Genomic DNA, 10,054 nt, shown 5'->3' on the forward strand with positions numbered 1-10,054 from the left:
GGGCCTGGTGGCGCGGATCGAGGCGGCCATTGAGCGGGTTCAGGTCCGGCTGGACGTTGGCAGTCCTACCCCGTGATCGAGGGGGCGCTCCTGCAGCTGCTCGCCGGGCGGCACCCACCCTTAAAAACCGGCCCCGAAATATTCGCGGAATATGCGGAATATTCTGCCCCCCGCCTGACCTGGGCGGCTCCTCTTTTCCGACCTCAAATGAGGGAGATCATCATGCTGCGTACCTTCATCGTCCGTCAGCCTCTGCTGCTGCGCGGCGCCGTCGCCCTGCTGGCCATGGGCGTGGTCCGGCTCGGTATCGCCCTGGGGTGGCTGCCGCCGGAGTGGGCGTTGGACGAGGCCCGGGTCGAGCAGGTCTTGGACGCGGTGATCGCGGCCTGGGCGTGGGTGTCGGCCCGCAGGGTGGTCACCCCGGTCGCCGCTCCCCGGGACAGCCGGGGCCGGCCGTTGGTGGAGAGTGCGGGGCCGTACCCGATGCGATGATCTTGCTCTTATAGAAACGGGCCCCGAAATGAGGGGTGGCCCTTACCCGGATGCGTGCTCAGCATCGCGCCCCGTCGTCCTCTTCGGAGGGCGGCGGGGCCTCAGTCGTTTTCGCCACACATGATCTGGATTAACCCCGCGCGCGCGGAGATGAACCGCGGTTAGCGTGATCATCATGTCGACCCCTACGGAGCCTGCTCAGCCGCCCGCGCAGCCAGAGCCGCACGACGACATGGAGGGCGATCCCACCCCGGTACGGCGGCCGGTGCGGAAAACCTTCCCCAACCTGCGCCGCCGGCCGCGACCCGCCGAACCTGCACCGGTCGAGCCCCCACCGGCCGGGCCCGTCCTGGTCGCCCAGCCGGCGACACGGAACCGCACCCCCCGGCGAAGACCACGCATCACACCCCCCACACAGGAAGAACTCGACGCGTTACCCGTCGAGAAACGCCAAGAGCTATGCGACGCCCACCGCCAGCGGCCATGGCAGCACCTCACCTCACTCGGCGTCCTCTTCGGAGTGCTGTTCACCGCAGGCGGCCTCTACTACACCGCCCAGACGTGGCAGACCGGACAGGAGGCCCTGAAAGCCACTCAGCAGCAGCAGATCACCGACCGGTACGCCAAGGCCGTAGAACAACTCGGGTCGGCCAAATCGGTGGAGGTCCGCATCGGCGGACTGTACGCCTTGAAGCGGATCGCGCGGGACTCGCCCCCAGACGCGGAAACCATCGAGGACGTCGTCGTGGCGTTCATCCTGGAGCATGACCTCGACGGTGCGGCCACACCCGCCCCCAAAGGAACGCCGTCAAAGGCATCGGCCCGGCGGCGCCCTGGCAGTGATGTTTCCGCCGCCTTGCGGGTCCTCGGCGCGATCTCAAAGTCCCGTGGTTCCCACCCCGACATCAGCTCAGCTCAGTTCGCCCAAGCAGATTGGCGAGGAGTAAACCTGAGCGGCGCGTACCTGAGCAGCGCTAACCTGAGCGGCGCGAACCTGAGCGGCGCGAACCTGAGCAACGCGAACCTGAGCCGCGCTAACCTGAACGGCGCGAACCTGAGCAACGGCGCGAACCTGAGCCACGCTAACCTGAGCGGCGCGAACCTGAGCCGCGCTAACCTGAGCGGCGGCGCGGACCTGAGCTTCGCGGGCCTGCGCGGCGGCGCGAACCTGAGCTTCGCGGACCTGAGCCGCGCGGACCTGAGCGGCGCGAACCTGAGCAACGCGGATCTGATCGACGCGAACCTGAGCCGCGCGAACCTGATCGACGCGAACCTGAGCAACGTGAACCTGAGCCGCGCGAACCTGAACGGCGCGAACCTGAGCGGCGCGGACCTGAGCAACGGCGCGAACCTGAACGGCGCGGACCTGAGCTTCGCGGACCTGAGCTTCGCGGACCTGAGCTTCGCGGACCTGAGTTACGCGGACCTGAGTTACGCGAACCTGGGTCACGCGAACCTGAGTCACGGCGCGAACCTGATCGGCGCGAACCTGAGCTTCGCGGACCTGAACGGCGCGGACCTGAACGGCGCGGACCTGAACGGGGTCAGAGGGATGACAGCCGCCGAAATCAAGGCTGCGGCAAAAACGGACGCTAAGACCAAGTTCTGACTTGGTGGGCCCGCCGCTCGAAGGAGCGGCGGGCCTCTTCGCGCTGTCCGGCTAGCAGAACTCGCAGTCGGCGCGCGGGAGCAGGTACTCGCGGTTGTGGATCCACTCCGCGTCGCGCTCGGCGGCCAGCTGCTCGCGGGTGGCGTAGCCGCCGCCCTCACAGCTGACCGTGTGGCTCTCGGCCCGGCCGCAGCCGACACAGATCAGGTCCATGGGTCTCCTTGGGTCGTATCTATGGCGGGCTGTCACCGGCCCGCCGGGGTGAGGGGTGGTCACCCTTCGGCGCAGTCACAGCAGGCGTCGACCAGGCACCCGCAGGCGCTCCGCCGGGTCTCCCCCGGCATCGGGCAGTGGCACTCCCCGTCCGGGTAGTCGCAGTTCCACAGATGGTCCATGTCCACATCCTCCAATGGGGGGCAAGACGCCCCCTAACGTTCGCCTAACGCTCGCTGGTCTCCAGCTCGCGCGGGCTGAGTTCGGGCACGTACTTGTAGATCGTCGCCCGGGAGACCCCCAGGCGCTTCGCCACGGCGGACACCGTCGCGTTCGGCGCGGTCAGCAGGTGCCGGGCGTCCTCGACCATCTCCGCGGTCATCGCGGGCGGCCGGCCGAGCCGCCTGCCCTTCGCCCGGGCGGCCTGCACTCCTGCGATTGTGCGTTCCCGGATGATGTCGCGCTCCAGTTCGGCGAAGGCCGCCATCATCGTGAAGAAGAACTTTCCCTCGCCCGTCGGTGTGTAGACGCCGGACAGGCGGCCGGTGAGGATCCGGATGCCGATGCCCTTTTCATGGAGGTCGTCGGCGAGGGTCAAGACGTCCTTCACCGAGCGGCCGAGCCGGTCGAGCTTCCACACCGCGAGGGTGTCGCCGGGGCGCAGGTAGCCGAGGGCGGCGGCCAGGCCGGGGCGGTCGGTCTTCCGAGTGGAGACCTTCTCCTCGAAGATGCGGATGCATCCGGCGGCGGTCAGGGCGTCGAGTTGGAGCTGGAGGTCTTGCTCGTCGGTGGAGACGCGGGCGAGTCCGACGAGCGCCCCGGCCGGGGCGGCAGACGGGTTCGGGCTCTGGGTGTTCAAGAAAGGTCTCTTTCCGAGTTGTTAGACAGATGACTTCTCAACACGATTTCCGACACTCGGACGGGGGTGAGGCAGCGTCCGGGGCACCGCGCAGCGATCTTGTCGTCAAGGGGTCGATTTACAACACGGCCGGAGACGAGACGGCCCCGGCACCCTCGGCGCCGGGGCCGATCCTCATCCGTCAGCCGAGCAGTTCAGCCAGCAGGGGCCGGTGTGCAGCGAACACCCGCCCGCCGACCGCGTCCGCCAGGCGGGCCACCAAGGCGGGGTAGCCGGCCGCGGGGATCCACTCGGCCCGGCGGGCGTCGTCGGCCCCCGTCACGGCGGGCAGCTCGGCGACGTCGCCCAGGTCGGCCACGGCGGGCGTGGTGACCATCCACGCCTCGTCGGTCGCCCTCGGGTCCGGCACGACCCGGGCGGGGTGCACCGTCCAGGACGCGCCGGGAAGGGTCAGCCCGGTCTCCTCGGCCAGCTCTCTGATCGCCGCCGTCAGCGAGGTCTCGCCGGGGTCCAGGCAGCCGCCCGGGATCGCCCATCCGTGGTCGTCGTCCCGCTCCACCATGAGCAGGTGGCGGACGCCGTCGAGGTAGGCGAGGACGATGGCGTCGGCGGCCTGCCTCTCCCCCCAGTGGTCGAGCTCGCCTTGGCCGTAGCGGATGCCGGTCGGCGCACCGGGGCTGACGGGGCGGCCGTCGACCACGCGGAACGGGACCACCGCGTGACTCTGGCGGGCGGCCCAGTCGATGCCGGTGGGGTTCGTCGTGTTGGTCTTGCTCATGTTGATCTCCTCTCAGGGGCCCACGGTGGGCGTCCCGGGCTCCCGTCCCGGCCGTGTGGCCGGGACGGGACCCGCAGCGTCCATGGGGGTGCTGGATACGCGCGTACGGCTGCGCGTGGGATGCACGCGCGAAAGTTTTTGATCTTGCTGCCACGGGTGCCACGAGGGGGGCCACGCACCCCTGCCACGGGGGGCCACACCCAGTGCCACGGGGGTGCCACGAGGGGGGCCACGCCGGGTGCCACGATTCGTGGCACCCCGTCTGACCTGTAACTCCCTCCCCCAGCCCCCGCCCCCGGCACCCCTTGGGGTGCCACGCGATCTTTCAGACCTCGGGCCGGATGGGCATCAGGTAGCGCTGGGTCTCATCGTCGTAGCCGCCCAGCACCCCCGCCGCGGCCAGCCGCTTGAGCTGTTTTTGAACCCAGGAGCGGGACATGTCCGTGCTCTCCCACAGCGGCTTGAAGTCGCCGGTGGAGAACTCCCGGGCTCCGTCGTCCCACAGCTGCTGCAGCCGCTCCATGAGAGCGGCTCCGCGCTCCTCGGCCGTCATCGTCTGGCCGGGCGGCGCGAACGTCCACGGCGGCTCGCCCTCGGGCAGGTCGCCGATCTCGTCGTCCAGGCCGGCCTGCACGGCCGGGTCGGGGTCGTCTTCGGTGAGGTACTCGGTGGCCACGTTCCTCACCTCCTCGTCGTCGTCTTCGTCGTCGTCGGTGTCCTGGCCGCCGCGGATCGCCGCCAGCAGCTGGCCGACCTCGTCGGCCGGGGTGAGCACCGCGGGCGCCTTGTCCTCCCGGGGGTCACCGACCACGCCGCGCTGCCGCAGCGCCACGATCAGCGCCTCGGCCTGGGCGAAGGGGATGCGCAGCTTGCGCTGCAGCATCGAGGCGGAGGCGAACTGGGTGGTGACGACCAGCTCGGCCGCCTGGGCCAGCAGGTCAACGTCGACCGGGGGCTGCTCGACGGCGGGCAGCGGCGCCGGCGCGGCCAGCGCGGCGGCGTCCAGCCGAGACAGCGCCGCGGTGCCCGGGTCGACAGCCTTGTAGGCGGCCGGGTAGGCGGCGGCGTGCGCCCGCAGCGCCTCGTTGGCGCGCTCGTCATCGAAGGCGCCGCCGGCCATGCCCCAGGCGTAGGTCCGCATCGGCATCGCGATCCGCTCATCCGGGATGGACGGGGCGTCGAGGTAGGCCATGCCGGGCTGCTTGTTCGACCAGAGTTCCGGGCGGCATCCGGCGTCGTCCTGCTGCTCCGACAGGCCGAACGACGCATCGGCCGAGGAGTCGACGCCGAAGCACATCTTGGCCAGCTGCCCTCTGGCCAGGGTCGGCATCTGCGTGTAGTCCGAGCGCTGCAGCGACAGGACCACGGTGCCGCCCGCCGACCGGATCGCCTTCACCAGGGACAGGAACTGCTCCTGCTCCTTGTCGGTGAGGACGTCGAAGATGTCGGGGAACTCCTCCAGCCACAGAATCCAGTAGGTCAGCCCGCACCCCTTGGCCCACTTCTGCAGGCCCTTGGCGGCCAGTTGGTCGGTGCGCTCCTTGACCTTGATCTGCATCTCGTTCAGCAGGGCTTTGGCGCCGGCCTTGGTGGTCTCCAGCCGGTGCAGCGCGGCCTTCAAGGGTCCGAGGGTCTGCTCACCCTTGGTGACGTCGATACAGAACACGGCGACGTCGTATCGGGTGACGGCCTCGGCCAGGAAGTTCCACGCACCGCCGATGCTCTTGCCCGCCCCGGTCTTGCCCATGACCTGCAGGTGGTGGCCGACGATGACGTATTCGATCTCGTCGAGGTCCTGCCACAGCCCCAGCCGGATCGGGTCGGCGATCGACGCCCCGGGCCGGGACGGGCCGGGCCAGGGGATCGGGTTCTTCATCACCCGCGGGTCGGAGATGACGACCCGGGCCTTGCTGGCGTCGTCGGGGTCGATCGACGTGGTGATCGACCCCGGGGGCAGCGGAATACCGGACTCGATGTAGGCAATCTTCTTTTGCAGGTCGTCGGCGGTCTGCCTGCCCTGCTCCAGCTGCACCTCGCCCTGCACCTTGTGCGCGGTCGCGACCGTGGTGCGCGCCTCGACCGCGGGCATACCCGCCCGCTCGGCGCCCTGGCCGAACAGGAACTTCAGCGGATCGGCGACCGCACCCGCCACGTCGATCTGCTTGGTGCGGATGACGGTGCGGATGTTGAAGCTGGCCGCCATGGTCACTCCGCCGATCAGGATCAGCCGTCCCGTCACGGTGCTGGTGGGGCCGTTGATGGTGGCCGCGCACACCCACAATCCGCCGGCCAGGGCGGTCAGTGTGGTGTGCAGGCGGCCGATCTGGCTGCGGGCGTGCGACTGGTGCCAGGTCAGCGCGGTCAGCCCGATCACGCACACGGTGATCAGGGCGGTGGTCCACGCCACCACCTGCGGGTCGGTCGAGCGCAGGGTGACGTGGAAGACGAAGCCGAGCCCGAACAGCAGGAGGCCGATCAGCCAGGGCGGGAAGTACAGCAGCACCTTGGACACTTCGCGGGTGGCGACCTGCTCCCAGGAGGAGCCGTCGGGCACGGCCGGGACGGCGGGCGCGGTCTGCGCGCTGCGGCCGGCCATCAGACGTCGTTCCAGTTGAAGGTGCTCTGCCGCTTTTCAGGCTTGGCCTGCGGGAGGATGTCGACGAACTCCTTGCGGAACTGGGCGTGGAACTTCACCAGCTCCACCCCGGCGCCGCGCTGCAGCTCCGCGGCCCGCTTGAGCCTTTTGATGACGCGGCGGGCGCGCATCTTCACGTCCGGGGCGCCGAATACCGACAGGACGGGGTGGCCCTTGAAGCTGCGGATCAGGACGGCGTAGAGCTCGTCGGAGCCGAGGTTGAACTCCTCGCCCAGGTCGCGGCACAGGTCTCGGCCGACCTTGGCGTACTGGGTGATGGCCACCGGCCCCTGCCAGGGAATGTTGGACAGCTCGGGGATCCGGCTGCGGCCGGCCTTGTCGGTCACTGGTCGTCCTCTCGGGAAAAGCGGGAGTCACGGACCGCCTGGCGCAGCAGGGCGGCGATGTAGGACAGGCGGCGGGTGCCGAGCCAGGCGGCGGCCAGCGCGTCCAGCGCGCTGATCAGCAGCCCCAGCATCTGGCCGAGCGCGGCCAGTGCCAGCAGCAGCCAGGCGATGACGGTGAGGGTCAGGTCGCGGGCCCGCTCACGCAGCGGGCGCCGGACATCGGTGACGACGTAGACGGTGTGGACCTTCACGGCTTCCTCACTCGGGTGATGCGGATACCGGTACGGCGGGCCAGGGCGCGGGCGAGGCGGCGGCCGGTCAGGGTGAGCAGCATCCCGAGGGCGGTCCCGGCGGCCAGCACCGCCCAGGCGGGCATGTCGCCCAGGCGGCCGACCGCGAGAGCGGCGGCCCACACGATGACGACGGCCGCGGCCAGGCTCGCCCACTCGCTCCTCTTCGCGGACCGGCGGACGGTCGTCCGCTTCTTCGAGGCCGTACGGCGGGTGGTCATGCCCCACCCCCGGCGATGATCAGCGCGGACACGAACAGCCAGGCCACATGCCAGCTCTGATCCAAGGCATAGGCGCCCGACCCGAGATGGCCGGCGCCGAGCCGGTAGAAGTCGCCCTTCCCGGTGCGCTCGGCGAGCGCGGCGAGGGGGGTGCGGCGGTCCGCCCAGTAGTGGCTCGTCGCATCGAGGGCCAGCCCCGCAGCGACGGCCCACGGGGCGAGCGTCAGGCCGGTCGTCAGGACCACGAGGATCAGCGCGGTCAGCTTGGTCAGGGTGAGGGTGAGGACGTGCCCGGCGCAGGCGAGGCGCCCGGCCCAGCCGGCCCCGCCCTTGCGGGACGCTTGGTGGTGGGTCTGCACCCAGTGGTCCCCGACGCTGTGGGCGGCGTAGAGCGCACAGAACACGGCGGCGAACATGGCGGTGGCGGTGGCACTCATCACGCCTCGCCGCCCACCGGGCCGCCGACCTGGGAGCCGTTGACCCGCGCCTGCGCCGACTCCTCCAGGACCTTGCGCATGAGCCACTCGCCAGTGCCTGCGGGAGGCTCGCTGGCCTTCTGCTCGGTGAGTACGGGCGGGAACATGTGATCAAGCGCAGCGTCGTCCGGCGGCACAGGAGGAGTCTGCGGAGCGGGGCGTTCGGTCTCCTGCTCGGCCTCGGCGGCGGCCTGCTCCTGACGCTCCCGATCCACCTCGGCGATGACCTCCTTCGCCTCGCCGACCTCGATGCCCCACCGGTTCGACAGGGGTCGCCAGCCCAGGCGCTTGCCGCCCGGCTTGAGGCTGTCTTCGTAGGCGAGTCGTGCCGCCTCGAACCGGTCGACCGGCACCACCCGTTCCACTACGGTCACGGTCTCGATGACGGTCTCGGGCTGGCACACGTGCTCGGCGGCGAGCCGCTGGGCGGGCGTCTCCTGGGTCACCGCGGCGGCGCGGCGGGCGGTGCGCACCAGCCACATCAGCAGCTCGTAGGCACCCACGAATGCCACCGGTGCGAGGGCGCTGAGCAGGCGCGATCCGTGTCCGCCGGACCAGCCGTGTGCCACGTTCGCCACCAGGGTGACCGCGCAGCCGAGGGTGAGCGCGGCCCAGGCGCCGAGTGGCACGGGGATGCCGCGGCGGGAGCAGTAGACCATCACCAGGGAGGCCATGACGATCACGCCGTCCGACATCGCCGGGTACAGGATCGCCATGTCCGCTCGTTCTCCGAGCGCGATGGCCAGGCCGTAGAAGTGGTGGTACGACACGTAGGCCGCGGCTCCGGCGACGGCGAGCAGGATGGTGATGGCGGCGCCGCGGATGACCCGGTCGGCCCGGATGCTCGTGCCGGTCGGGGCGGGCATCTCGGGGACTGGTACGGGCCGGGGCTGGGCGGCGGCCGGAGGGATGCGGCGGCCCTTGGTCAGCAGGCGGCCGACGTGCCGCCGCAGCGCGGCCGGCCGGGATTCCGTACGGTTGTTCTTCACAGTCCTTCTCCTGGTACGGGTGCGGGATTGAGGTCCCGGGCCGCGGTCGAGTCGCGGCCCGGGACCGGCTCAGCCCGGCTTGGGCTGCTCCTGCTGGGGCACGTTGCCGTCCCCGTCGCACTCCCAGCAGGGCATGCCGTAGGTGCGGCCAGTGCCCTGGCAGGTGGGGCAGGGCTTGCTCATCAGGTCGAGACGGCGGCCCGGCCGCCCTGGTGGACGAGGTCCTTGAACCCGGAGCCGGGCCGGAACTTCGGCGCCCGCTTCGCCGGGACGTGGATCTCCGCGCCCGTGACCGGGTTCTTCGCGGTCCGCGCCGACCGGTCCACGGCCTCGAACGCCCCGAAGCCGGTGATCGAGACCTTCTCCCCGCGGGCCACGGCGTCCTGGATGGACTCCAGGACGGTGTTCACGGCGTGGACGGCGGCCGGGCGGTCACCGATCGCCTGGGCGACGGCGTCGATGAGCTGGGTCTTGTTCATGCGGTTCTCCCTTGTGGGTGCCGAGGTGGTGGAGCTGCTGCTCCGGACACGCGCCCGCGCGGGGCGGGCGCGATCCGCAACCTCAGCTCAGCGACCACAGGAACAGGCACGTCTTGACGTGCGCGCCCTCCGGGACGTCGGCCTCGGAGTCGTACTGGATGCCGTCCTCCTCGTAGAGATCGGTGTCGACCCGGTAAAGGGAGCTGTAGGAGTCCTCCTCGTTGGCGTCGTCCTTGGCGATGTAGATACGCATGTCACCGGGCAGATCAGCCAGGACGGCGCGGAGAGCGTCGACGGTCATCGTGTTGTCCTTTCGGGTCGGGGTTTGTGGAGCGGGCTGCTCCGGGCACCCGCCCGACCACTGGGGCCGGGCGAGCACCCGCACAGTGCGCTACAGCCGGGCGGCGCGGTCGAGGGCGGCCCGGGCGCGGGCGATCAGCCGCATGGCGTCGCGTCGGGCGAGGGCCTGGGCGTGGGTGGGTTCGGAGCCGGGCGCCCAGTCCGACCGCAGCTCGTCCTCGGCGTCGCCGAGCAGCCGGTGGGCGGCGCGGCGCATCTCTTCGAAGGTGGGCAGGTTCATCGAGTGCTCCCGTCGGTCATGGCGCGGCGTTCGAGCTCGGCCCGGTAGGTGCGGTCGTGGTCGGTCTCGCCGCCGGTCGCGGCGGC

At 70.6% G+C, this 10,054-nt stretch carries 15 protein-coding genes; 2 read left to right on the plus strand and 13 right to left on the minus strand.

The annotated features are described in order from the left end of the window. The first annotated feature begins 222 nt into the window (after positions 1 to 222). Entirely contained in the window at positions 223 to 492 is a 270-nt protein-coding gene (locus ACWEF2_RS31165; RefSeq protein WP_453819829.1) for a hypothetical protein, read from the plus strand. Between the two features lie 175 nt (positions 493 to 667). Beyond that, positions 668 to 2,101, plus strand: a complete 1,434-nt coding sequence (locus ACWEF2_RS31170) for a pentapeptide repeat-containing protein (RefSeq protein WP_453819843.1) — start codon at positions 668 to 670, stop codon at positions 2,099 to 2,101. 51 nt (positions 2,102 to 2,152) lie between these two features. On the opposite strand, the gene ACWEF2_RS31175 is transcribed toward ACWEF2_RS31170, so the two are convergent. From ACWEF2_RS31175 to ACWEF2_RS31235, 13 genes are all read right to left on the minus strand, one after another. Further along, on the minus strand, positions 2,153 to 2,314 hold the full coding sequence (locus ACWEF2_RS31175; RefSeq protein ID WP_453819830.1) for a hypothetical protein: 162 nt from the start codon (positions 2,312 to 2,314) through the stop codon (positions 2,153 to 2,155). Positions 2,315 to 2,373: 59 nt separating this feature from the next. Further along, the gene (locus ACWEF2_RS31180; protein WP_453819831.1) at positions 2,374 to 2,496 is read right to left on the minus strand and encodes a hypothetical protein; all 123 of its coding nucleotides are present in this window, start codon (positions 2,494 to 2,496) and stop codon (positions 2,374 to 2,376) included. 44 nt (positions 2,497 to 2,540) lie between these two features. Then, positions 2,541 to 3,173, minus strand: coding sequence for a recombinase family protein (locus ACWEF2_RS31185; protein ID WP_453819832.1), 633 nt, complete (start codon positions 3,171 to 3,173; stop codon positions 2,541 to 2,543). 181 nt (positions 3,174 to 3,354) lie between these two features. After that, positions 3,355 to 3,951 (minus strand): NUDIX domain-containing protein, encoded by a 597-nt coding sequence (locus ACWEF2_RS31190; protein WP_453819833.1) that lies wholly within the window; start codon positions 3,949 to 3,951, stop codon positions 3,355 to 3,357. Positions 3,952 to 4,276: 325 nt separating this feature from the next. Beyond that, positions 4,277 to 6,547 (minus strand): DNA translocase FtsK, encoded by a 2,271-nt coding sequence (locus ACWEF2_RS31195; protein WP_453819834.1) that lies wholly within the window; start codon positions 6,545 to 6,547, stop codon positions 4,277 to 4,279. Beyond that, complete coding sequence (locus tag ACWEF2_RS31200) at positions 6,547 to 6,933, minus strand: hypothetical protein (RefSeq protein ID WP_453819835.1); 387 nt, start codon at positions 6,931 to 6,933, stop codon at positions 6,547 to 6,549. The genes ACWEF2_RS31195 and ACWEF2_RS31200 overlap by 1 nt, the downstream gene beginning before the upstream one ends. Next, on the minus strand, positions 6,930 to 7,184 hold the full coding sequence (locus tag ACWEF2_RS31205; protein WP_453819836.1) for a hypothetical protein: 255 nt from the start codon (positions 7,182 to 7,184) through the stop codon (positions 6,930 to 6,932). Before ACWEF2_RS31205 ends, ACWEF2_RS31200 begins: the two co-directional genes overlap by 4 nt. Then, entirely contained in the window at positions 7,181 to 7,444 is a 264-nt protein-coding gene (locus ACWEF2_RS31210) for a hypothetical protein (protein ID WP_453819837.1), read from the minus strand. Before ACWEF2_RS31210 ends, ACWEF2_RS31205 begins: the two co-directional genes overlap by 4 nt. After that, positions 7,441 to 7,881, minus strand: a complete 441-nt coding sequence (locus tag ACWEF2_RS31215; protein WP_453819838.1) for a transcriptional regulator — start codon at positions 7,879 to 7,881, stop codon at positions 7,441 to 7,443. Before ACWEF2_RS31215 ends, ACWEF2_RS31210 begins: the two co-directional genes overlap by 4 nt. Further along, entirely contained in the window at positions 7,881 to 8,909 is a 1,029-nt protein-coding gene (locus ACWEF2_RS31220) for a DUF2637 domain-containing protein (protein WP_453819839.1), read from the minus strand. Before ACWEF2_RS31220 ends, ACWEF2_RS31215 begins: the two co-directional genes overlap by 1 nt. 182 nt (positions 8,910 to 9,091) lie before the next feature. After that, positions 9,092 to 9,388, minus strand: coding sequence for an HU family DNA-binding protein (locus ACWEF2_RS31225; protein WP_453819840.1), 297 nt, complete (start codon positions 9,386 to 9,388; stop codon positions 9,092 to 9,094). A gap of 82 nt (positions 9,389 to 9,470) precedes the next feature. Then, entirely contained in the window at positions 9,471 to 9,689 is a 219-nt protein-coding gene (locus ACWEF2_RS31230; RefSeq protein ID WP_453819841.1) for a hypothetical protein, read from the minus strand. 90 nt (positions 9,690 to 9,779) lie between these two features. Beyond that, positions 9,780 to 9,968: a hypothetical protein gene (locus ACWEF2_RS31235; protein WP_453819842.1), complete on the minus strand. Its 189-nt coding sequence runs from the start codon at positions 9,966 to 9,968 to the stop codon at positions 9,780 to 9,782. Positions 9,969 to 10,054 lie beyond the last annotated feature (86 nt).

This window comes from Streptosporangium sp. NPDC004631 (assembly GCF_053601935.1).